Raw genomic sequence first — 20,464 nt, 5'->3', positions numbered from 1 at the left:
TATGACCAAACCGTTCCCCGAGGTGAGCCCAAACACCTGGAGTTTTCTGCGCGACCCGATGATCAAGCCCACGGGCTTTCGCGAATACGACGCCCGCTGGAAATACCCCGAAGAGATCAACTTGCCCGGCATGACGGCACTGGGATTGGGTCTTGGCACCCAGATGCGCAAACGCGGTATTGAGCCTGTGATCGCGGTTGGCAACGACTATCGCGACTATTCCTTGGCGATCAAGAACGCGCTGATATTGGGCCTGATGCAGGCAGGAATTCAGGTCAAGGATATTGGACCAGCGGTTAGCCCCATGGCCTATTTCGCGCAATTTCACCTGAACGTGCCCGCTGTGGCCATGGTCACCGCCAGCCATAACCCGAACGGCTGGACGGGTGTGAAGATGGGCTTTGACCGCCCGCTCACCCACGGCCCGGACGAGATGTCGGAGCTGCGGGATATCGTCCTGAACGGTGAAGGCGCTCCTCATGAAGGTGGAAGTTACGAGTTCGTTGACGGTGTGAGAGAAGCCTATATCGACGATCTGGTTGGTGACTTCAAAATGTCCAGACCTCTCAAAGTTGTCTGTGCGACGGGCAATGGAACGGCCTCGGCCTTTGCACCCGAAATCTTCGAACGGATGGGTGTCGAAGTGGTGCCCAGCCACAACCGGCTGGATTACACCTTCCCCAACTACAACCCCAATCCCGAAGCTATGGAGATGCTGCATGACATGGCCGACACCGTGAAATCCAGCGGTGCCGACATGGCACTGGGATTTGATGGGGATGGCGACCGCTGTGGCGTCGTGGATGACGAAGGAGAGGAGATTTTCGCGGACAAGGTCGGTGTGATCATGGCCCGCGATTTGGCCAAGCTGTATCCCAACGCGACTTTTGTGGCCGACGTGAAATCCACCGGCCTGTTTGCCAGCGACCCTGAGTTGCAGGCGCGTGGTGTCAAAGCGGACTACTGGAAAACCGGCCACAGCCACATGAAACGTCGGGTCAAGGAAATCAACGCGCTGGCCGGATTTGAAAAGTCGGGTCATTACTTTCTGGCCGAGCCGATCGGGCGCGGTTACGACTGCGGCATGCGGGTCGCGGTCGAGATCTGCAAACTGATGGACCGCAACCCGGACAAAAGCATGTCGGACCTGCGCAAGGCGCTGCCGAAGACCTGGTCGACGCCAACCATGTCGCCCTATGCCGCCGATACTGAGAAATATGACATCCTCACGCGTCTGGTGGAAAGGCTGGTCGCCAAGGTCGACGAAGGTGAAACCTTCGCGGGTCGTACGATCAAAGAGGTTGTAACAGTCAACGGCGCCCGGGTCATTCTGGATAACGGCAGCTGGGGTCTGGTGCGGGCCTCTTCGAACACGCCAAATCTGGTTGTTGTCTGTGAAAGCAGCGAGAGCGAAGAAGAAATGCGCGCCATCTTCACCGATATCGATGCCGTCATCCGAACCGAGCCCGGAGTGGGCGATTACGATCAGACCATTTGACCAATGCCTGAGTCGGGGCGAAAACCGCGCCCCGACCTTTTAATTTCCGCCAAGTAGTTTCAGCAGCCCTTTCTTGGCCTCTTCTTCCAACTTGTTTTTCAGCGCGTCCTCGGCGCTTTCAGTATCCGTCACCGTGGTTCCCAATTCGTCCCCGACCTTCTTCAGAACCTTTTGTTTTGCATCGTCTTCAATATCCTTGAGCTGCCCTTCGGCCGCGGCCTCAATCACTTTGCTCAGATCCGGTTTGAAGGACGGGTTGCTCCACGGCCCGACAATCCGCACCGGCACCGACAGACCCTGCCCCGAGTTGGCCCGCAGCGCGGTCGGCGTGAACAAATAGTCGATAGTGCGCGAACCAATGTCGACCTGCCCTTTCCCGTCGGCACGGAAATTGTCCAGCGACATCAGCAGATCCTTGTTGCTCAACACGCCCTTATCAATGGTGAAACTTGCCTTCAAACTATTGAATACGGTTGTCCCTCCTGCGCCCTTGCCGCGCCCCATCAGACGATCCAGATCAACGCCGGATATCACGCCCTTTCCGACCTTCAGGTTTCCTTTGCCGCCGAGCGAGCGCATGATCTGATCTTCGCTCTGTCCTACACCCAGAAATTCGAACGATCCCGTGCCGGTCCCGGACAAACGCTCGATTCCCCCCAAGGTGGACAGCGCCTGCTGAATGTCGATGTTTTTCGCCTTCAGCTTGCCACCAACAGACAATCCGTTCCGATTGTTGGCGACCACCTGCCCCCTCAGCTTTCCCGAGAACAAGGTTGCCGGGTTCATCTGCAGAACCGCCCGGGACCGGTCAAGGCTGAGCGTCAGGTCACTTGGACCCAATGTTATTTCCGGCACTGCGATGGATTTGGCGGTCAGGCGTATTTCTCCGTTGGCCAGCGCCAGGGCCGACGCGTCGATCGGATCCGTCGACCACCCTTCCGCTTCCGCCTGTGCCGAACCTGATCCGCCTCCCGCTGGTGCAGATGTCTCATTGTAGCGAGAGAGATCGATGTTCCCGCCGTCCAGCCGGGCCGTGAGTTTCGGCGGGTCCGAGATTTCAATATCCGCCTTGCCAGTCAGACGGTTGTGGTCCAGCTGTGCCACCATATCGCGAAGTGAAATCCGGCCATCACTGGTGTAAGTCATCTGCGCTGACACGTCGGCGACGCGCCCCAACCCCAGCGGCACGCCGACACCGTCCTGCCCAAAGGCGGCCAGCATCCTCTCGGTTTTCTTCGTTTTGACTTCCAGTTTCCCGTCCATCTCACCGGCAAGATTGACGCGCCCGTTGAAACCGACCTCACCACCCGGAGCGGTCAGAGCCAGTTCCAGCGGTGTAACGGCCCCTGAGGCATAGGATGGCAGATCGGGGATTTTCAGGTCCACGCGGACTTTACCGCCTGGGACAGCCATCTTTGCTTCCATAATCAAAGGCGAGGACGCGTCGGGCCAACTGGCGGAAAGGTCAACGTCAGAGAAATCGAATTTTGTCGCGCCATTTTCGACATAAATCAGCCGCGCTTTGGTCAGTTCCAGGCGATCCAGCGTCACCGCTGTCTGAGAAGTCCCCGATGGCGCCTTGCCACCGCCTCCGGCTTCTGCTGTTACCGGCGCGGGCGTGGTGCCAAGCTCCCAGTTTCCACGCCCATCCTCCAATTCGAGGCGCAGTACCGGGTTGTCCGCGATGATCCGTCGGATACGCAGATCGCCGTTCAACAGCGCGGCTGCATCGACACCGACGGCCAGACCATCGGCGCTGAGCATCGGCTCCGGTCCGGCCCATGCCGCGTTGCCAAAGGTCACGGGACCGGTCTCCATACCCAGAACCGGCCAGAACGACAGATTCACGTCGCCAGACAGCTTCAGTTCGCGACCGGTCTCGCCCTTGACCTGCTCGGCAAGGATTGCAGCAAGTTTGTCCCCCGGCATCAGCAACAAGGCGCCAATGACCAGGCCAAATGCGACCACGAAAAGAAACAGGATGCGCAACAGCCACTTCATTTTTCTGCTCTCCGCTTTTTTGGCATGCGTTGAAAAGATCATTCAAAGCCTGCGCTGCATTTGCAAGGGGAAGCGTTCCCCACTATATGCCGCGCCATGACCACGAACCCGCCAAACCTCCGCCCCGACCTGGCGCCCGCCGCCCGGATCATTGACACACCCCGTCCGAACCAGCCAACTATCGGTATGGTGTCTTTGGGCTGCCCCAAGGCATTGGTCGACAGTGAGCGGATTTTGACCCGCTTGCGGGCAGAAGGTTACGGGATTTCGCCGGACTATTCAGGGGCCGATGCCGTGATCGTGAACACCTGCGGGTTTCTCGACAGCGCCAAGGCCGAGTCGCTGGACGCAATTGGCGAGGCTCTGGTTGAAAATGGCAAGGTCATCGTGACCGGCTGTCTGGGGGCTGAACCTGATTACATCCGCGAGCATCACCCACGCATCATGGCCGTCACCGGACCACACCAGTACGAGCAGGTTCTGGATGCTGTACACACGGCCGTACCGCCGGATCCGGACCCGTTCGTGGATCTGTTGCCAGCGGCCAATGTGCAGCTGACCCCGCGCCATTACAGCTATCTCAAAATCTCCGAGGGCTGTAACCACAAATGCAAGTTCTGCATCATCCCCGACATGCGCGGTAAACTGGTCAGCCGACCGGCCCATGCTGTCCTGCGTGAGGCCGAAAAACTTGTCGATAACGGCGTACGTGAACTGCTGGTGATCTCGCAAGACACCTCAGCCTATGGTCTGGACCGGAAATATGACGCGAACCCGTGGAAAGACCGCAAGGTGCGCAGCCACATCACCGATCTGGCGCGAGAGCTGGGACAGATGGATGCCTGGATTCGCCTGCATTACGTATACCCCTACCCGCATGTGCGTGAGCTGATCCCGCTGATGGCGGACGCGGGATGCAACATCCTGCCCTATCTGGATATTCCGTTCCAGCACGCCCACCCGGATGTATTGAAACGCATGGCCCGCCCGGCAGCTGCTGCCAGGACACTGGACGAAATCGCCGCGTGGCGGGCGACCTGCCCGGGCATCACCCTGCGGTCGACCTTCATCGTCGGATATCCCGGCGAAACCGAGGCTGAATTCCTGACCCTGCTGGACTGGATGGATGAGGCGCAGCTGGATCGCGTAGGCTGTTTTCAATACGAGAACGTCGATGGCGCGCGGTCGAACGACCTGCCCGATCACGTTCCTGCCGAGGTCAAACAGGAACGCTGGGAACGGTTCATGGAAAAGGCGCAGGCTATTTCCGAGGCCAAACTCGCTACAAAGGTGGGCCAGACCATCGACGTCATTGTGGATGAGGTCGATGACGAGGCCGCAACCTGCCGCACCAAGGCGGACGCGCCCGAAATCGACGGCAACCTGTTCATCGACGAAGGCTTCGAAAATCTCAGGCCCGGCGACATCGTATCGGTCGAGGTTGATGAGGCAGGCGAGTACGACCTATGGGGCAAACTGCGCTGACGCTTCCTGCCCGATCACTTCGGAGTGGCGAAGCGTGAGCCAAGTTTATTAGCAATCTGCGCGAAATTATCGGATGATGACAGGGCACTTCGGTTCAGAAGAAGGAGGGTCCAATGTCTTATCTGCGCCCCTTTGCAACGAAATGCGCGGTTGCTGTTTTTGCCGCTCAACTTTTTGCGTTTCCAGCAATCGCCGACAATATCAGCGTCAGTTCAGGCAGCTTTATTTTCATAAACTCAAAATCGCTGAGCTTGCATTACCGCAGTACACATCGTGTGAATCGATACTATCATGCACCCAGGGTTTATCATTACAACGCCAAACCCAAGGCCTATTATTATACCAAGCCCAAGGCCTATTATTATAATGCCAAACCTAAGGGTTATTATCATAAAGCCAAACCCAAGGTGCATTACGTAAAGCCGGTAAAAAGACACTATCGGTCGTCCCCTGGACATTTCAACAGACTGTCTTCTCCATACTACATTCCGCAGCGCTACGGCATTCAGCACCGAAACTTCCGCCGCGGTTTTTCGCGCCATAATTACTAAGACCAAAACACTTGGATCAGAGCAGACTCAAAAGTCCGATGATCCACACCACCCCAGCCGCCACAGCGGTTAGAGCAACGGCGGCACTGGCTGCATCCTTGGCCTGACCCGCCAGTTCGCTACGCTCGGTCGACGTGTGATCTACCGCCCGCTCAATTGCGGTGTTAAACAACTCGGCTACCAGCACAAGAATACCCAAGACCAGTATCAGGGCGCGTATCCCATCGGTCAGGGGCAACCAAACCGCCAGAGCGGCAGAGAAGAGATTTGCCCAAACCCATGAGCGGAAAGAGTATTCTTCGTGCCATGTGGCTGCTAACCCTTGCCAGCTCCAACGGGTGCGATCCCGGAGGCGGATAAAGAAATTTCTCATGAACCCTCGTTTTTCCGGTTCTACAGACAGAAACCTGGACAGCTACCGGCAAGCAAGAAAAAAGCCGCCCTGGAGGGCGGCTATCTCGGTTGGAATTGTGCGGGCAGCTTAACAGAGAGCCGCCCGCGGAATTCTTACTGGGCAACCGGGTTACAGACAGTCTGACCCGCTTCGGTTGTCGCCAGCTCTGTACCCGCCGGGCAGCTCGGTGAGCCAAACTTGTCATACTCGGGCGTGATGTAAACCGGTGTCGGCTCCTCTTGCTGCGAGCATGCAGCCAATACAAGGGCAATTGCGCTAACGGCAGCCAATTTAAGTTTCATGTCCGTCATTCCTCTATTAACTTTCTGATATTGCCCTAAAGTTTGGGGCCGGCGCCAGACTACGGCCTCGATGGTATTTTTGCAACGAAATCAATCACACCTTCGTGAATAGAGGCGGAACCATGCTGGTAACCCGATCTGAACAGCGGGTTTTTGAGCATTTGCTACCGTTTTTATTGATATCGCCCTAAACTATTCTGCGGACATCAGCCAAAGACGGAGTAGCCACATGTCAGACAGTCCTAACATCGCGCAAAAGGGGCCATACCCGGTCGAGGTGACAGAAGGGAAAAGTTATTTCTGGTGTGCGTGCGGCCAATCCAAGCGGCAACCGTTCTGCGACGGATCTCATAAGGACACGGGGTTTGAACCGGTGAAATACACGGCTGAAACTAGCAAAAAAGTCTTCTTCTGTGGGTGCAAACACACTGGGAAGCCACCGCTATGCGACGGCTCTCACGGCAAGCTTTGATTACACTTTCAACGCATTCAACAAGTCTGCATTGGGGCAGAAATCCGGGGCTGATCGGGCCTCGGACTGTTGTGCAGCCAGCCAGATTGTGCACTGCGTGCTGCAATGTGAAGCCCGGCATCGCGTTACCAATTCGGCATAGCGATCAGCCGTAAGCCGGTCTTCCGCCATCGCCTCGGACAGCGACACATTCATGCATCGCGCGACAGAACGGGTGAGCCAAAAGTGTTTTTCAACCTCTCCCAAAACACCTTGTGTCATCAGTCTACCTGTTCTTGCATTTCTTTGAGCGCCGCAAACCGTTTCCTGTTTCTGCAGGGTTGCGGAGCGCCGGGTACCGTTTCGTGTTGGTCCAGCCAATCCGGGCATTGATTTGCCCATTCGCACCCCCGGCAATTTTGGATCATGTCGGCCCAATCCTGCTGGGTCAGGTGCCCCTGCCGATGCGCAGCAACGACATCCGTTCCGGTCGCCCGCCCCATACGCAGAACAAGGCGAAGGTGAGTCATGAGTTCTCCGAGATGCGGCATCTGAAACTCCGCCGGTTAAGGGGCTAATTTGCTGAGCATTTCCTGATTACGGCAATATTCCGGGGTTCGGCTTGCGGGCTGGGGGTGGTTCAGAAAGTTCTGGCAATGGCCTGGGTTTGGACAGTCCGTACACCGAATGACCGCGTCGGAAATCTGGTCGATCGAAATATCTCCGCTTAGCGCAGCACTTTCCAGATCCACCCCGAGCTTCGTTGCCATCTGATCGACCAGAGCGGCATGGTGCTTCAGTGTCTCTCGCTTGTGCATTGGAAACCCTTTCCCTTTCGCACGTTTCAGAAAGGGTACCGCAACCCGGCGCACTGGCCTTTGACTCAGGTCAATGCCCCGCGCTGATGTGGTCCAGGTAGGCTCGGGTCGCGTCCTGAACCCGGCGAAATCGGTCTCCGCCCAGTTTTTTGCCGCCATACCAACGGGTGACAATTACGACGTGGCTCTCAAGTTCTGCACGCTCCAACATGCGCAGGATCACCATTCCCGCCCCGCTTTCCCCGTCATCGGCTTTGAGCGCGCCCGTTGGCAGCACCGCCGCCCAGGTGTTGTGCGTGGCTTTGGCGTATGCCTTCTCTGATTTAAGTTCAGCCAGGACCGCATCGACATCCGTCCTGGTGGTGACGGATGCACCGCTCACCGCATATTTCGATCCCCGATCCGTCAGGATCACACCAAGCCGGGTCAGGGAAATCATTGCGTCAGCCCAAGTTGCTTCGCAGTTTCAAGGACGATCTGAACACGCCGAGCGTTGGGCGGGTGCGTTCCCAGAAACTGGTCTTTTGGATCCGAAAGACGATTAAAGTACTTAGCTCCGATCAAAGGATTGTACCCGGCGTTATGGGTAATGATGGTCCCCAACTGATCCGCTTCCAACTCAAAATCCTTTACGTTGACCTGCACGCCAACTTCCGCCCCAAGTTTTTGCGAGCGCTCGAGTTCTTTCCCGCTTTCACCGTGCAGTTTCCCCAAATCTCCAAAAATCACAGCGCCTTCCTTCGCGCTTTGCGATTGCCGGTCTATATGACCTAACACGTGATGAGCGGCCTCGTGCCCCATAACAAAGGCCAATTCATCCTCGTTTTCCGCAGACTTGATCATCGCCAAAGTAAAAATGATCACCGGCTGATCTTTGTCATCCAATGTCTGAAATGCGTTGGCAGGTGCTCGTGGATTCAGATCGACCAAAATGGTGAAATCACAATTGCGGACTTTTGCCTGCCGCAGGCATTCTGCACGGGCCTCTTTGCTCACTGCCCGGCTTATTTCGCGAAAGGCCTGGGCCTCGACCTGATAATCTGGGGAATCCTGCGTCCATTCCGTTGCGGTTTGCACACGCAAAATGTCGGCACCGCAGGCCGCCAGCACCAAAGGAAACAACAAACAGGTCAGACGGCGCATACATATTCCTTTGAAACGGCGGTCCCGTTAATAAACCATAGCGCGAGCATATCGGGACCGCCACAGGCTGATTGCGATTGAACGGCTTGCATTGCGACCCTTTGCCCTGCACTCTGGCTCCATGTTTTCGATTGAGCATGAATTCGACTCGACAGTCATTACTCTGGTGGACGAAGGCCCTAAGCCTTTGCAAGAGGATGTCGTCATCAACAGCTTCGCCGAATGTGTGACGCTTGAGCAGCTGGACCCCCGCACGGACCAAATACAGAAAATAACCCTGTCTCCAGAACAGGTACGCGATCTGGCCGCCGCTCTGGACCTGCCTGAAGGGGTGTACCAAATCCGCGAAACGCCGGCTCAGGACGCATAGACGAACACTTTGTCGCGCGAGGTCTGGCCCCGTTTCAGGGTCAGCTTGGATGGCGCGACCCCCATTGCTGCGGCAAGGATACTGCGTACGGCTTCGTTCGCCTTACCGTTTTCCGGTGCCGCGGTGACATTGATCCGGATGACCCCATCTTCAACGACAATTCTGTCTTTCGCCGCCTTTGGCGTGACCCTGACTGAGATTGCGGCTCCAGAGTTGGCGTAGGTGCTCAGATCTGGCAAATCACGTCGTTTCGGTTTGGCCATCTTTACCTCCTGATCGCAATCACTCTTGCGCGGCGGACCATGGAATGAAATTGATCCGCCACGTCCAGCCGTTTGCACTTGAAACCGCCAGATGCTCGACCAGATACAGACTGCCCGTGTAAAGGAAGTTAACATATGTCTTTGAAGAATCCGGCCGCCCTGGAATTTCTGCAATCACGCCGCTCCCGCCCTGCGAAAACACTGATTGCGCCAGCTCCGACGCGGGAGGAACTGTCGCCGCTATTGAGGGCCGCTGCCCGCAGCCCGGATCACGGAAAGCTGGAACCATGGCGCTTTGTCGTGCTTGAGAAAGGTGCGATGCCGCGAATGTCCGAATTGACGCGGGAGTGCGGGGTTAAGTTGGACAAGCCCCCGGAAGATATTGCAAAGGCGCGCAGCCAGTTTGACATGGGCCATTTGGCCGTTGCGGTGATCGAGGTGCAAAAGCCCTCGGAAAAAGTCCCTGCGATTGAACAGACCTATTCCGCAGGGGCTGTCTGCCTTGCCCTCGTGAACGCTGCTCTGGCAGCAGGTTGGGGCGCGAACTGGCTGTCGGGCTGGCAGGTGCACGATCGGGACTTCTGCCGCAAAGCGCTTGGGCTGCAGGACAACGAACGTGTCGCGGGTCTGATCCACATTGCCACCGAAGGCACCGCCCCGCCGGAACGACCCCGCCCGGACGTGGCGACATTGACCGAGTGGGTTTCTGAATGATCATTCTGAACGCGTTTTTTGCCGCGCTCGGTCAGATCGGAGACCCGAAATTCCGCGCTGTTCTACTGCGCGGTGTTGGTCTGACAATTGTGCTGTTGGTCGCGGCCTGCGCTGGGGCAATCTGGTTGATCAACCGATTGTCCGGCAATGAGATTTCTCTGCCCTTCGTCGGAGCGGTGCCGTGGCTGAACGACGTGCTGAATTACTCGGGTATCTTTGTGGTGTTGATCCTGCCCGTGTTCCTGATGGTGCCGGTTGCATCGGCAATCACGTCGATGTTTCTAGAAGAGGTCGCGCAGGCGGTCGAGGACAAGCACTACCCCACCCTGCCTGCCGTTCCCGGTATTCCGTTCAGCGACGGTCTGAGCGATGGGCTTGGTTTTCTGGGCGTGCTCATCGTGGCCAACCTTCTGGCGCTGATCCTCTACGCGATTTTCACGCCGTTGGCTCCATTCATATTCTGGGCGATGAACGGTTTCTTGCTGGGCCGCGAATATTTCACGCTGGCCGCCATGCGGCGACTGGGGCGGGAAGGTGCGCGCAAGCTGCGTGCCAGACATTCGGCAACCATCTGGCTGGCGGGGACCCTGATGGCCATACCCCTGTCGGTGCCGCTGATTAACCTTGTGATCCCGATCATCGGGGCGGCCACTTTCACGCATCTCTACCACAGGCTGTCAGGGCCAACGCCCTGACGGCTAGTTCCGTGGCTCCAGCTGGTTCAACCAGTCGAAGTCCCGCACCGAGATCACGCCCGAGATGATGATCCCGGCAATGATCGCCCAGAGTACCACCGATATGCCGGTGGTGATCCAGATTTTCTTCTTCATGTGATGCACTTCCGGCGCACCGGCATGGGTGCCCGGAACGATATCCCCCAGATCACCCTGCGTCTTGATGCGGATCGGCAGCACGACCAACAGCGTCATGAACCAGATGACGGCGAAAAGAACCAGCGCGGCGGTGATCGTCATTTCGTCCCCTCCGGGGTAGGGTTACACCTGCTCCAGCTCGACCAGGCAGCCATTGAAATCCTTGGGATGCAGGAACAGCACCGGTTTGCCATGCGCACCGATCTTGGGTTCGCCCGAGCCCAGAACGCGGGCGCCGGATTCTTTCAGGTGGTCACGGGCAGCTATGATATCTTCCACCTCATAGCAGACATGGTGGATGCCGCCTGCCGGGTTTTTTTCAAGAAATCCGTTGATCGGGCTGTCGTCGCCCAGCGGGTACAGCAGTTCGATCTTGGTATTGGGCAGCTCGATGAACACAACGGTCACGCCGTGATCCGGTTCGTCCTGCGGAGCACCCACCTTGGCGCCCAGCGCACTGCGGTACTGCTCGGATGCGGCCTCAAGATCGGGAACGGCAATGGCGACGTGGTTCAGGCGACCAATCATGGAACTCTCCTCTGTTCTGCGTTGCAGCGGTTATGGGCGCAGTTCGGCCAAAGAACAAGTGCGCCAAATTGCCGTTAACTCCGTGTTAGCCAGAACTTCCTAGCGTGAGGCATCTGCTGACTAGGAGTTCTGCCATGGACGATTCGAGCCCCTTTGCCTCTTCCGCGCAGCCGACGGCCACACGGCCTCTGCTGGGTCAAACCATTCTGGTGGTCGAAGACAGCCGCTATGCCTGCGACGCGATCCGGCTGATGTGTTTGCACAGTGGTGCACGCATTCGGCGCGCGGACTGCCTGAAATCGGCACGGCGGCACCTGCAGATTTACCGCCCCTCTGTCATCCTTGTGGATATGGGCCTGCCGGACGGATCCGGCGCGGATCTGATCGCGGAACTGACCGATGCGACTCCGCGTATCGGTGCCATTCTGGGCATGTCCGGCGACGACTACATGAAAGATGTGGCCCTGAAGGCCGGAGCAGACGACTTTCTTGACAAACCACTGAAATCGCTCTCCTGTTTCCAGAGGTTCATTCTGGAAAGCCTGCCCGAAGATCGCCGTCCGAACAGCCTGCACGCGGTCCGGGATGAAGTCATTTGTCCCGATCCGATGGCCTATCAGGACGACATGGCGCATATTGCGGATGTACTGGCCGGGCCAAACGATCACCGCACGCTGGACTACGCGGCCCAGTTTTTACGCGGAGTTGCCCGGGATGCCGATGACACAATTCTGGCGGATGCAGCGCAAAAGCTGGCTGTATCGCGGTCGGAAGGCACGCCGGTAACCGCACTGGCCGCTCAGGTCGCCGGAATCGTCCAGGCCCGACTGGAACAGCGCGAGGCAATCTGAGGTGGCGACGATCTACTTTACAACCGCCACGTTACTCTGCATCTGGGCCTATCATCAGACCCGTACAACGGCGCGCAACATTCGCATTAACCGAAGATCAACGGGCGATCCGCAAGACTAGGTGTTCGGAATCTATCGGGCCCGGCATTTGGCCCGTGCAGAGGCATTGCCGCAACCCGTATGCTCAGCGTGCTATGAAGAGGGGCATTCCTAGCCAGCCCAAAGACAAAACCCGCCGCAATGGATGCGACGGGCTTTTGAATTAGTCCTGCGGGATGATGCGTAGTCCCAACTCCATCAACTGATCCGAGGTTGGATCGGACGGAGCGTCCATCATCAGGTCTTCGGCACGCTGGTTCATCGGGAACATCATGACTTCGCGGATGTTTGCCTCATCGGCCAGTAGCATCACGATCCGGTCGATACCCGCGGCACAGCCCCCGTGCGGCGGCGCGCCATAATGGAAGGCGTTAAACAGAGCGCCAAAGCGGGATTTGACCTCCTCCGCACCATAGCCTGCCAGTTCAAAGGCTTTCAGCATGATCTCGGGCTTGTGGTTCCGGATCGCGCCAGACACCAGTTCATAGCCGTTACACGCCAGGTCGTACTGATATCCACGCACGTCCAGAGGGTTACCCTGCAGCGCTTCCATCCCGCCCTGCGGCATCGAGAACGGGTTGTGCTCAAAGTCGATCGTGCCGGTTTCTTCGTCCTGCTCATAAATCGGGAAATCCACGATCCATGCAAAGGCGAAACGGTCTTTCTCGGTCAGGTTCAGTTCCTCACCGATCACATCGCGCGCTTTACCGGCAACTTTTTCAAACGCTTTCGGTTTGCCGCCCAGGAAGAACGCCGCATCGCCAACGCCCAGGCCCAGTTGTTGGCGGATCGCCTCGGTCCGCTCAGGTCCGATATTCTTGGCCAGCGGACCTGCCGCCTCCATCCCCTCGCCCTGATCACGCCAGAAGATGTAGCCCATGCCGGGCAGACCCTCTTTCTGAGCAAAGGCATTCATGCGGTCACAGAACTTGCGGCTGCCCCCGGTCGGCGCGGGGATGGCACGAATTTCGGTGCCTTCCTGCTCCAGCAGTTTGGCGAAAATTGCAAAGCCGGAACCGCGGAAATGATCCGAAACCACCTGCATCTTGATCGGGTTGCGCAGGTCGGGCTTATCGGTGCCGTACCACAGCGCCGAGTCCTTGTAGGAAATTTGCGGCCACTCCTGATCAACCTTGCGGCCACCGCCGAACTCTTCGAACACGCCGGCCAGAACGGGCTGAATCGTGTCGAACACGTCCTGCTGGTCGACAAACGACATCTCGAGGTCAAGCTGGTAGAAATCGGTGGGCGAACGGTCAGCGCGCGGGTCTTCGTCACGGAAGCACGGTGCGATCTGGAAGTATTTGTCGAAGCCTGAGACCATGATCAGCTGTTTGAACAACTGGGGCGCCTGCGGCAGTGCGTAGAACTTGCCCGGGTGCAGGCGCGAGGGTACTAGGAAATCGCGCGCGCCTTCAGGCGAGGACGCAGTGATGATCGGCGTCTGATACTCGCGGAAGCCCTTGTCCCACATGCGGCGGCGCATCGAGGCAACGACGTCCGAGCGCAGTGTCATGTTCTGCTGCATCGCTTCGCGGCGCAGGTCCAGATAGCGATAGCGCAGGCGGGTTTCCTCGGGGTATTCCTGATCGCCGAACACCATCAGCGGCAGTTCGTCCGACGCGCCCAGAACCTCAAGCCCACGCACGTAAACTTCGACCTCGCCGGTGGGCAGTTTCGGGTTCACCAGCTCGGGATCGCGTGCTTTGACGGTACCGTCGATGCGGATACACCATTCAGAGCGCACCTTCTCAAGCTCAACAAAGGCGGCGCTGTCGCCGTCGCACAGAACCTGGGTCACACCGAAATGGTCGCGCAGGTCGATGAACAGCACGCCGCCGTGATCTCGGACCCGATGCACCCAACCCGACAGGCGGACGGTTTCACCGACATTGGCGGCGGTCAGAGCGGCGCAGGTGTGGCTGCGATAGGCGTGCATGGATAATATCCCTTCGGGCGCAGAATTCGTCGCGCCGATACACCCTGTCAGGCTTGGAAAGTCAAGGCGGGTCGCGCCGTCAAAACGGCCTTTGCACGTTGCCTGAGTAGAAATAGACGCCCAGCCCCGCCGCGAAGATGATGTTGCCTGCAATCGCGTGCAGCAGAACCGCATAGAAAAATGACCCCCGCTTGCGGTAAGCCCAGGTGAACAGCAGCCCGCCGCCGAAGGTCATGATGGTGACGATCCAGCTCCAGTACATGAGGTGCGCCAGCGAAAACAGCGCCGCGTTCAACAGATAAGCTGCCCGCCCGTTGGGTAGGATCGCGTGATAGCGGCGAAAGAAAAGGGACCGGAACAACAACTCTTGCGGCAGGGCTGACAGCACCGGGTAGGCTAACAAGATCACCGCAAGCAATTCGGGCCGGTGGCGCAGCAAAGAAAAGGCGGCACCCGGACGCGTCATCATCACAAATGCCGAACAAAACACCGCCATCGCGAAAGTGAACGCTGCAAGCTCACCCCACGACCAGTTGCGCCAGTTGTGGCGAAGTTCAGCCCACGCAAATCCCGGTGTTAAGTGCAACAACAAAATACCTATGGCCGTAAAGGTTAAGAGCGACGGGAACATCCAGTCAGGCGGAAAGAAAACGGCGATCAATACCGGCACGGCAATAAAGAACAGTCCGAATTCCAGTCTCAGCCGCAGATGATGTGCTGCCCTTTCCGCCCAATCGCTTTGCTTACTCACTGCACCGCCAACTCCGCCCGAATCAGACCACGCAAGGAATTCCCCACATAGATTTTTTCCGCATTTAGCAGATCGGCCAGGGTTAAGGCGGTTTGCTCAACTTGTTTATTTTCCAGCAATTCTTCGCGCAGGATGCCGGGCAGCAATCCGCTGGACAGATCCGGGGTCAGGCGCCGCCCGTCCCGCCTGTCCAGAAACAAGGTGGTGATTGTGCCCTCACACAGCTCACCCTGTTCGTTCAGGAACAGCAATTCGTCGACCCCTTGCGGCAGCGAAGCCCGGGCGGTGTCATAAACAGCGCGCCGCGTTGTTTTGTGCTGCAGCCAAACATCAGATGCATCCAACCGTCTATCAGCAATCGCAACCCGCCAGACCAGGGGATTATCGGCCAGTGGCCCGGTCGTCACCTCAAGTTGGCCGTCGGTGGCCAGCGTCAGCCGACAACGAAGCGGTAATTGTCCGGCCACTTTTTCCAGTTTGCCAGTTGCCAGCTCCGCATCGAATGAAAGACCAAAGGCCTCAGCCGAGCGCGCCATCCGGGCCAGATGCCTGTCACGCCGAACAAACCCCTGCCCCGGCCGAAAGGCCAGAGTTTCGATCAGGCGGAAGTCAGGGTCAGCTGGTGGGCAAAGCGGGCTTTCCATAACGCTTCCTCATATTCGGACGGGGCCGTGCTGTCCCAAACAACACCACCTCCAACATTCAGCGTGGCCGAACCATTCTCGACCATCAGCGTGCGGATCGCCACATTGAACTCGGACCGTCCATCAGGGGCCGCCCAACCAATTGCGCCGCAATAGATGTCGCGAGGCCAGGGTTCGAGATCAGCCAGGATTTCCATCGCGCGGATTTTGGGCGCTCCGGTGATCGAACCGCAGGGGAACAATGCTGTCAGTATGTCGGACAACCCCGCACCCATATGCAGCTGCGCCTGCACGAGCGAGACCATTTGATGCACAGTCGCGTAGGTTTCGACCTTGAACAGTTCCGGCACTTTGACCGACCCGGCCAGCGCAATGCGGCTGATATCGTTGCGCAGAAGGTCGACGATCATCAGGTTTTCGGCCCGGTTCTTTTCATCAACCGACAGAAAGGCGCGCCGGCGCGCATCCTCGGCCATGTCTTCGCTGCGGGGCTGCGTGCCCTTCATGGGCCGGGTTTCGATACCCCGATCCGCGTCGGTGCGAAAAAACAGCTCGGGCGAGCGGCTGAGCAGATCTGGCAGGCCGTCCTGTTCAACCAGCGCTCCGTGGCCTACCGGCTGTCCTGCCGCCAACGCGGCATAAAGCGCGGTACTGTCGCCTTCCACAGTCAGGTCAATCGGAAATGTCAGGTTGGCCTGATAGATGTCCCCTGCCCCGATGGCATCGTGAACTTGCCGGAAGGCGCCAGTGTACCGCGCTTCGTCCCAGCGCGGCTCAAACCGGTTCACACCTCCGGCCGCTGGGGGAAGGTCGCGCTGCGCAGGCTGGTCGAAAACACCAAAACACAGCAACGGCAGTCGTCGGCCGGTTGGCATACGGTCCGACAGGCGGGGTTCCAGCGCGTAGCCCAGCTCATAACAGGCATAGCCTGCCAACCATGCACCCGCAGCGCGCGCCTCATCCAGCGCCGCCATCGCCTGGGGCACGTCCTCCGCTGAGTCAGCGCGGATCACTTCGGCTGGCCGGTCGAAACTGGTTCCGGGCCCGGCCGGCCCCTGATCGAAACGAATACGCAAGTGCATCCTCTTTTTCCGTGCAGCGCGGTATAGAGAATACGGCGACAAGGGAAAGAGGGGAAAGCGGCAATTTCATCCCCGTTTCCGATACCTCTTGAACCTTTTCGCGCGGTCCCTATAACGCAGGACAATTTGGGCGCTCGGGGGTGCCCTGACTCGCGGACAATCGAAGGAACAAGGCCATGCCGAGAAGAACCGACATCCAGTCGATCATGATCATCGGGGCGGGCCCCATTGTTATCGGCCAGGCTTGCGAGTTCGACTATTCCGGCGCTCAGGCCTGCAAGGCGCTGCGGGAGGAAGGATACCGGGTCATTCTGGTGAACTCAAACCCGGCCACGATCATGACCGACCCCGGGCTTGCCGACGCCACTTATATCGAACCGATCACCCCCGAGGTTGTCGCCAAAATCATCGAGAAAGAACGCCCCGACGCGCTGCTGCCTACCATGGGCGGTCAGACCGGCCTGAACACTTCGCTTGCGCTGGAAGAGATGGGCGTTCTTGAGAAGTTCGGGGTCGAGATGATCGGCGCCAAGCGGGATGCCATCGAAATGGCCGAGGACCGCGCCCTGTTCCGCGAGGCGATGGACCGACTGGGTCTGGAGAACCCCAAGGCGACCATCATCACAGCGCCCAAGCGCGAGGACGGTTCCACCGATCTGGATGCGGGCGTTCAGATGGCTTTGGATGAACTGGAAGAAATCGGTCTGCCCGCCATCATCCGCCCCGCGTTTACTCTGGGTGGCACCGGCGGTGGTGTGGCTTATAACCGTGAGGATTATATCCATTTTTGCCGCTCGGGCATGGATGCCTCGCCGGTGAACCAGATCCTCGTCGATGAAAGCCTGCTGGGATGGAAAGAATACGAGATGGAGGTGGTGCGCGACACCGCTGACAACGCCATCATCGTTTGCTCGATCGAAAACATCGATCCGATGGGCGTGCACACCGGTGACTCGATCACCGTGGCCCCGGCCCTGACGCTAACCGACAAGGAATACCAGATCATGCGCAATGGCTCGATTGCCGTTCTGCGCGAGATCGGGGTCGAGACCGGCGGGTCGAACGTGCAATGGGCGATCAATCCGGATGATGGCCGGATGGTTGTGATCGAAATGAACCCGCGCGTGTCGCGCTCGTCTGCTCTGGCCTCCAAGGCGACCGGATTCCCGATTGCCAAAATCGCGGCCAAGCTGGCCATTGGCTACACGCTGGACGAGCTGGACAATGACATCACCAAGGTGACCCCGGCTTCGTTCGAGCCGACCATCGACTACGTCGTTACCAAGATCCCGAAATTCGCGTTCGAGAAATTCCCCGGCTCGGAACCCTATCTGACCACCGCGATGAAGTCGGTGGGCGAGGCGATGTCCATCGGCCGCACCATCCACGAATCAATGCAGAAGGCACTGGCTTCGATGGAATCGGGCCTGACCGGGTTTGATGAAATTGAAATCCCCGGTTTGAATGTGGGTGTCTGGGAAGAGGCCGACGACAAGGCCGCCGTGATCAAGGCGATCAGCCAGCAGACCCCTGACCGTCTGCGCACCATCGCGCAGGCGATGCGTCACGGCCTGACCGATGACGAAATCTTCGGCGTCACCAAGTTCGACCCGTGGTTCCTGGCACGGATCCGCGAGATCATCGAAGCTGAACGCGCGGTACGCAAGGACGGCCTGCCGGTGACCCAAGAGGGCCTGCGCGCCCTCAAGATGCTGGGCTTTACCGACGCGCGTCTGGGCAAACTAACCGGTCAGGACGAAGACAACGTTCGCCGCGCACGCCGCAATCTCGGCGTCAAAGCGGTTTTCAAACGCATCGACACCTGCGCTGCTGAGTTCGAGGCACAGACGCCTTATATGTACTCGTCCTATGAGGCCCCGATGATGGGTGAGGTCGAATGCGAGGCGCGCCCGAGCGACCGCAAGAAGGTCGTAATCCTCGGTGGTGGGCCGAACCGCATCGGTCAGGGCATCGAGTTCGACTATTGCTGCTGTCATGCCTGTTTCGCACTAACCGACGCGGGCTATGAAACCATCATGGTCAACTGCAACCCCGAGACAGTTTCGACCGACTATGACACGTCGGACCGTCTGTACTTTGAGCCGCTGACCTTTGAACACGTCATGGAAATCCTGACGAAGGAACAGGAAAACGGCACGCTGCACGGTGTGATCGTCCAGTTCGGCGGCCAGACTCCACTGAAACTTGCCAACGCGCTTGAGGCCGAGGGAATTCCGATCCTGGGAACCACGCCCGACGCCATCGACCTTGCCGAAGACCGTGAGCGGTTCCAGGCTCTGGTTAACGAATTGGGCTTGAAACAGCCCAAAAACGGCATTGCCTCGACCGATGAACAGGCGCTGGAAATTGCCGGGGAAATCGGCTTCCCACTGGTGATCCGCCCTTCCTACGTTCTGGGTGGGCGCGCGATGGAGATCGTGCGGGATATGGATCACCTGAGACGCTACATCAACGAGGCCGTGGTAGTTTCGGGCGACAGCCCCGTGCTGCTGGACAGCTATCTGGCCGGAGCGGTTGAGCTGGACGTGGATGCGCTCTGTGACGGCACCGACGTCCACGTCGCGGGCATCATGCAGCATATCGAAGAAGCCGGCGTGCACTCGGGCGACTCTGCCTGTTCGCTGCCGCCATATTCGCTGTCGAAGGAGATCATCGACCAGATCAAGGATCAGGCCTTCAAGCTGGCCAAGGCGCTGAATGTTGTTGGTCTGATGAACGTGCAGTTCGCGATCAAGGACGATGAGATCTACCTGATCGAAGTGAACCCGCGCGCCTCGCGCACCGTCCCGTTTGTCGCCAAGGCAACAGACAGTGCGATTGCGTCCATTGCTGCGCGCGTCATGGCGGGAGAGAAACTGTCGAACTTCCCGATGCGCCCCGCGTACAAAGAAGGTCAGGACACCAAGATCGCCGACCAGATGACACTGGCCGACCCAAATATGCCGTGGTTCTCGGTGAAAGAGGCCGTGCTGCCTTTCGCTCGTTTCCCCGGAGTCGATACTATCCTGGGTCCGGAAATGCGCTCAACCGGTGAGGTCATGGGCTGGGACCGCGACTTCCCGCGTGCCTTCCTGAAGGCGCAGATGGGCGCGGGTATGGTTCTGCCGTCTTCGGGTCGCGCTTTCATCTCGATCAAGGATGCCGACAAGACCACAGCCATGCTGGAAGCCGCGCAAGTGCTGGTCGAACAGGGTTTCACTCTGGTCGCGACCCGCGGCACGCAAAGCTGGCTGGCGGATCACGGTGTTCCCTGCGATGTGGTGAACAAGGTGTATGAAGGGCGCCCCGACGTGGTCGACATGCTCAAGGATGGTCAGGTTCAGCTGTTGATGAACACTACCGAGGGCGCACAGGCGGTCGAGGACAGCAAGTCGATCCGCTCCATCGCGCTCTATGACAAGATCCCCTACTTCACCACAGCCGCGGCCAGCCATGCTGCCGCGCTGGCGATCAAGGCGCAGGCCGAAGGGGATGTCGAGGTGAAGTCCCTGCAAGGTTGAAGCGTTCGGAACAAGCCTAAACCCGCGCAAAATATCACTATTCCTTCGCGCCCGTTGACCTCGTGTCCTCGGGCGCGCATCTTTTCTGAAACAGAGCAGAAGGAACAACAAATGCGCAGGATATTGGTTCTCGCCGCACTCATGACACTTGCCGCCTGTGACGTGCCGTTGATCCCGCTGATCTGAC

The 20,464-nt window shown here is 58.4% G+C and carries 24 protein-coding genes; 9 read left to right on the top strand and 15 right to left on the bottom strand.

Going from position 1 to position 20,464, the window contains the following annotated elements; translation table 11 throughout:
* Position 1 precedes the first annotated feature (1 nt).
* On the top strand, positions 2–1,498 hold the full coding sequence (locus tag GOX66_RS00285) for a phosphomannomutase/phosphoglucomutase (RefSeq protein WP_170758475.1): 1,497 nt from the start codon (positions 2–4) through the stop codon (positions 1,496–1,498).
* Positions 1,499–1,537: 39 nt separating this feature from the next.
* On the opposite strand, the gene GOX66_RS00280 is transcribed toward GOX66_RS00285, so the two are convergent.
* Entirely contained in the window at positions 1,538–3,499 is a 1,962-nt protein-coding gene (locus GOX66_RS00280) for an AsmA family protein (RefSeq protein ID WP_170758473.1), read from the bottom strand.
* Positions 3,500–3,595: 96 nt separating this feature from the next.
* Between GOX66_RS00280 and rimO the strand changes: the two genes are divergently transcribed.
* Positions 3,596–4,984 (top strand): 30S ribosomal protein S12 methylthiotransferase RimO, encoded by a 1,389-nt coding sequence (gene rimO, locus GOX66_RS00275; protein ID WP_170758471.1) that lies wholly within the window; start codon positions 3,596–3,598, stop codon positions 4,982–4,984.
* 113 nt (positions 4,985–5,097) lie between these two features.
* Positions 5,098–5,535, top strand: a complete 438-nt coding sequence (locus tag GOX66_RS00270) for a hypothetical protein (RefSeq protein WP_170758469.1) — start codon at positions 5,098–5,100, stop codon at positions 5,533–5,535.
* Between the two features lie 16 nt (positions 5,536–5,551).
* Here the strand turns inward: GOX66_RS00270 and GOX66_RS00265 are convergent, their stop codons facing one another.
* Positions 5,552–5,908, bottom strand: coding sequence for a diacylglycerol kinase (locus GOX66_RS00265; RefSeq protein WP_170758467.1), 357 nt, complete (start codon positions 5,906–5,908; stop codon positions 5,552–5,554).
* Positions 5,909–6,042: 134 nt separating this feature from the next.
* Positions 6,043–6,231 carry a hypothetical protein gene (locus GOX66_RS00260; RefSeq protein WP_170758465.1) on the bottom strand — a complete coding sequence of 63 codons (189 nt, stop codon included), beginning with the start codon at positions 6,229–6,231 and terminating at the stop codon, positions 6,043–6,045.
* A 229-nt stretch (positions 6,232–6,460) separates the two neighbouring features.
* On the opposite strand from GOX66_RS00260, the gene GOX66_RS00255 reads away from it, so the two are divergent.
* A complete protein-coding gene (locus GOX66_RS00255; protein WP_170758463.1) occupies positions 6,461–6,703 on the top strand; it encodes a CDGSH iron-sulfur domain-containing protein in 243 nt (80 codons plus the stop codon).
* Here the strand turns inward: GOX66_RS00255 and GOX66_RS00250 are convergent, their stop codons facing one another.
* The 5 genes from GOX66_RS00250 to GOX66_RS00230 all read right to left on the bottom strand — a co-directional run bounded on the left by GOX66_RS00250 (position 6,704) and on the right by GOX66_RS00230 (position 8,643).
* The gene (locus GOX66_RS00250; protein ID WP_170758461.1) at positions 6,704–6,964 is read right to left on the bottom strand and encodes a DUF6455 family protein; all 261 of its coding nucleotides are present in this window, start codon (positions 6,962–6,964) and stop codon (positions 6,704–6,706) included.
* On the bottom strand, positions 6,964–7,233 hold the full coding sequence (locus tag GOX66_RS00245) for a DUF6455 family protein (protein ID WP_170758459.1): 270 nt from the start codon (positions 7,231–7,233) through the stop codon (positions 6,964–6,966). Before GOX66_RS00245 ends, GOX66_RS00250 begins: the two co-directional genes overlap by 1 nt.
* 15 nt (positions 7,234–7,248) lie before the next feature.
* Positions 7,249–7,500, bottom strand: coding sequence for a DUF6455 family protein (locus tag GOX66_RS00240; protein WP_170758457.1), 252 nt, complete (start codon positions 7,498–7,500; stop codon positions 7,249–7,251).
* A gap of 70 nt (positions 7,501–7,570) precedes the next feature.
* Positions 7,571–7,939 (bottom strand): YigZ family protein, encoded by a 369-nt coding sequence (locus GOX66_RS00235; RefSeq protein ID WP_170758455.1) that lies wholly within the window; start codon positions 7,937–7,939, stop codon positions 7,571–7,573.
* The gene (locus GOX66_RS00230; protein WP_170758453.1) at positions 7,936–8,643 is read right to left on the bottom strand and encodes a M48 family metallopeptidase; all 708 of its coding nucleotides are present in this window, start codon (positions 8,641–8,643) and stop codon (positions 7,936–7,938) included. Before GOX66_RS00230 ends, GOX66_RS00235 begins: the two co-directional genes overlap by 4 nt.
* A 121-nt stretch (positions 8,644–8,764) precedes the next feature.
* On the opposite strand from GOX66_RS00230, the gene GOX66_RS00225 reads away from it, so the two are divergent.
* Positions 8,765–9,013, top strand: a complete 249-nt coding sequence (locus GOX66_RS00225; RefSeq protein ID WP_170758451.1) for a hypothetical protein — start codon at positions 8,765–8,767, stop codon at positions 9,011–9,013.
* Here the strand turns inward: GOX66_RS00225 and GOX66_RS00220 are convergent.
* Entirely contained in the window at positions 9,001–9,276 is a 276-nt protein-coding gene (locus tag GOX66_RS00220) for a DUF167 domain-containing protein (RefSeq protein ID WP_170758449.1), read from the bottom strand. The two genes, GOX66_RS00225 and GOX66_RS00220, sit on opposite strands and share 13 nt — an antisense overlap.
* A gap of 135 nt (positions 9,277–9,411) precedes the next feature.
* Here GOX66_RS00220 and GOX66_RS00215 point away from each other — a divergent pair, with 135 nt between their 5' ends.
* Both GOX66_RS00215 and GOX66_RS00210 read left to right on the top strand, forming a co-directional pair.
* Entirely contained in the window at positions 9,412–9,990 is a 579-nt protein-coding gene (locus GOX66_RS00215) for a nitroreductase family protein (RefSeq protein ID WP_170758447.1), read from the top strand.
* Positions 9,987–10,685, top strand: coding sequence for an EI24 domain-containing protein (locus GOX66_RS00210; RefSeq protein ID WP_170758445.1), 699 nt, complete (start codon positions 9,987–9,989; stop codon positions 10,683–10,685). The genes GOX66_RS00215 and GOX66_RS00210 overlap by 4 nt, the downstream gene beginning before the upstream one ends.
* A 3-nt stretch (positions 10,686–10,688) precedes the next feature.
* Here the strand turns inward: GOX66_RS00210 and GOX66_RS00205 are convergent, their stop codons facing one another.
* Together GOX66_RS00205 and mce are read right to left on the bottom strand one after the other, a co-directional pair.
* Positions 10,689–10,964: a DUF1467 family protein gene (locus GOX66_RS00205; RefSeq protein ID WP_170758443.1), complete on the bottom strand. Its 276-nt coding sequence runs from the start codon at positions 10,962–10,964 to the stop codon at positions 10,689–10,691.
* A gap of 21 nt (positions 10,965–10,985) precedes the next feature.
* Positions 10,986–11,390 carry a methylmalonyl-CoA epimerase gene (gene mce / locus GOX66_RS00200; RefSeq protein WP_170452613.1) on the bottom strand — a complete coding sequence of 135 codons (405 nt, stop codon included), beginning with the start codon at positions 11,388–11,390 and terminating at the stop codon, positions 10,986–10,988.
* A gap of 134 nt (positions 11,391–11,524) precedes the next feature.
* Here mce and GOX66_RS00195 point away from each other — a divergent pair, with 134 nt between their 5' ends.
* Positions 11,525–12,241, top strand: coding sequence for a response regulator (locus GOX66_RS00195; protein WP_170758441.1), 717 nt, complete (start codon positions 11,525–11,527; stop codon positions 12,239–12,241).
* Positions 12,242–12,503: 262 nt separating this feature from the next.
* On the opposite strand, the gene aspS is transcribed toward GOX66_RS00195, so the two are convergent.
* The 4 genes from aspS to GOX66_RS00175 form a co-directional block, all read right to left on the bottom strand.
* The gene (aspS, locus tag GOX66_RS00190) at positions 12,504–14,279 is read right to left on the bottom strand and encodes an aspartate--tRNA ligase (RefSeq protein WP_170758439.1); all 1,776 of its coding nucleotides are present in this window, start codon (positions 14,277–14,279) and stop codon (positions 12,504–12,506) included.
* 79 nt (positions 14,280–14,358) lie between these two features.
* The gene (locus GOX66_RS00185) at positions 14,359–15,030 is read right to left on the bottom strand and encodes a CPBP family glutamic-type intramembrane protease (RefSeq protein ID WP_170758437.1); all 672 of its coding nucleotides are present in this window, start codon (positions 15,028–15,030) and stop codon (positions 14,359–14,361) included.
* The gene (locus tag GOX66_RS00180; RefSeq protein ID WP_170758435.1) at positions 15,027–15,674 is read right to left on the bottom strand and encodes an aminotransferase class IV family protein; all 648 of its coding nucleotides are present in this window, start codon (positions 15,672–15,674) and stop codon (positions 15,027–15,029) included. Before GOX66_RS00180 ends, GOX66_RS00185 begins: the two co-directional genes overlap by 4 nt.
* The gene (locus GOX66_RS00175; RefSeq protein ID WP_170758433.1) at positions 15,629–16,756 is read right to left on the bottom strand and encodes an aminodeoxychorismate synthase component I; all 1,128 of its coding nucleotides are present in this window, start codon (positions 16,754–16,756) and stop codon (positions 15,629–15,631) included. Before GOX66_RS00175 ends, GOX66_RS00180 begins: the two co-directional genes overlap by 46 nt.
* Before the next feature lie 176 nt (positions 16,757–16,932).
* On the opposite strand from GOX66_RS00175, the gene carB reads away from it, so the two are divergent.
* Positions 16,933–20,277: a carbamoyl-phosphate synthase large subunit gene (carB, locus tag GOX66_RS00170; protein ID WP_170758431.1), complete on the top strand. Its 3,345-nt coding sequence runs from the start codon at positions 16,933–16,935 to the stop codon at positions 20,275–20,277.
* Positions 20,278–20,464 lie beyond the last annotated feature (187 nt).

It is taken from the genome of Ruegeria lacuscaerulensis (assembly GCF_013031245.1).
Lineage (GTDB): Bacteria > Pseudomonadota > Alphaproteobacteria > Rhodobacterales > Rhodobacteraceae > Ruegeria > Ruegeria lacuscaerulensis_C.
The sequence above is the reverse complement of the archived record's forward strand: the minus strand, read 5'-3'. Positions and strand labels throughout refer to the sequence as shown.

Excerpts from the sequence above, each read along its gene's own strand:
- GOX66_RS00285 (WP_170758475.1), top strand. The coding sequence starts at position 2 with ATGACCAAACCGTTCCCCGAGGTGAGCCCAAACACCTGGAGTTTTCTG.
- GOX66_RS00280 (WP_170758473.1), bottom strand. The coding sequence starts at position 3,499 with ATGAAGTGGCTGTTGCGCATCCTGTTTCTTTTCGTGGTCGCATTTGGC.
- rimO (WP_170758471.1), top strand. The coding sequence starts at position 3,596 with ATGACCACGAACCCGCCAAACCTCCGCCCCGACCTGGCGCCCGCCGCC.
- GOX66_RS00270 (WP_170758469.1), top strand. The coding sequence starts at position 5,098 with ATGTCTTATCTGCGCCCCTTTGCAACGAAATGCGCGGTTGCTGTTTTT.
- GOX66_RS00265 (WP_170758467.1), bottom strand. The coding sequence starts at position 5,908 with ATGAGAAATTTCTTTATCCGCCTCCGGGATCGCACCCGTTGGAGCTGG.
- GOX66_RS00260 (WP_170758465.1), bottom strand. The coding sequence starts at position 6,231 with ATGAAACTTAAATTGGCTGCCGTTAGCGCAATTGCCCTTGTATTGGCT.
- GOX66_RS00255 (WP_170758463.1), top strand. The coding sequence starts at position 6,461 with ATGTCAGACAGTCCTAACATCGCGCAAAAGGGGCCATACCCGGTCGAG.
- GOX66_RS00250 (WP_170758461.1), bottom strand. The coding sequence starts at position 6,964 with ATGACACAAGGTGTTTTGGGAGAGGTTGAAAAACACTTTTGGCTCACC.
- GOX66_RS00245 (WP_170758459.1), bottom strand. The coding sequence starts at position 7,233 with ATGCCGCATCTCGGAGAACTCATGACTCACCTTCGCCTTGTTCTGCGT.
- GOX66_RS00240 (WP_170758457.1), bottom strand. The coding sequence starts at position 7,500 with ATGCACAAGCGAGAGACACTGAAGCACCATGCCGCTCTGGTCGATCAG.
- GOX66_RS00235 (WP_170758455.1), bottom strand. The coding sequence starts at position 7,939 with ATGATTTCCCTGACCCGGCTTGGTGTGATCCTGACGGATCGGGGATCG.
- GOX66_RS00230 (WP_170758453.1), bottom strand. The coding sequence starts at position 8,643 with ATGCGCCGTCTGACCTGTTTGTTGTTTCCTTTGGTGCTGGCGGCCTGC.
- GOX66_RS00225 (WP_170758451.1), top strand. The coding sequence starts at position 8,765 with ATGTTTTCGATTGAGCATGAATTCGACTCGACAGTCATTACTCTGGTG.
- GOX66_RS00220 (WP_170758449.1), bottom strand. The coding sequence starts at position 9,276 with ATGGCCAAACCGAAACGACGTGATTTGCCAGATCTGAGCACCTACGCC.
- GOX66_RS00215 (WP_170758447.1), top strand. The coding sequence starts at position 9,412 with ATGTCTTTGAAGAATCCGGCCGCCCTGGAATTTCTGCAATCACGCCGC.
- GOX66_RS00210 (WP_170758445.1), top strand. The coding sequence starts at position 9,987 with ATGATCATTCTGAACGCGTTTTTTGCCGCGCTCGGTCAGATCGGAGAC.
- GOX66_RS00205 (WP_170758443.1), bottom strand. The coding sequence starts at position 10,964 with ATGACGATCACCGCCGCGCTGGTTCTTTTCGCCGTCATCTGGTTCATG.
- mce (WP_170452613.1), bottom strand. The coding sequence starts at position 11,390 with ATGATTGGTCGCCTGAACCACGTCGCCATTGCCGTTCCCGATCTTGAG.
- GOX66_RS00195 (WP_170758441.1), top strand. The coding sequence starts at position 11,525 with ATGGACGATTCGAGCCCCTTTGCCTCTTCCGCGCAGCCGACGGCCACA.
- aspS (WP_170758439.1), bottom strand. The coding sequence starts at position 14,279 with ATGCACGCCTATCGCAGCCACACCTGCGCCGCTCTGACCGCCGCCAAT.
- GOX66_RS00180 (WP_170758435.1), bottom strand. The coding sequence starts at position 15,674 with ATGGAAAGCCCGCTTTGCCCACCAGCTGACCCTGACTTCCGCCTGATC.
- GOX66_RS00175 (WP_170758433.1), bottom strand. The coding sequence starts at position 16,756 with ATGCACTTGCGTATTCGTTTCGATCAGGGGCCGGCCGGGCCCGGAACC.
- carB (WP_170758431.1), top strand. The coding sequence starts at position 16,933 with ATGCCGAGAAGAACCGACATCCAGTCGATCATGATCATCGGGGCGGGC.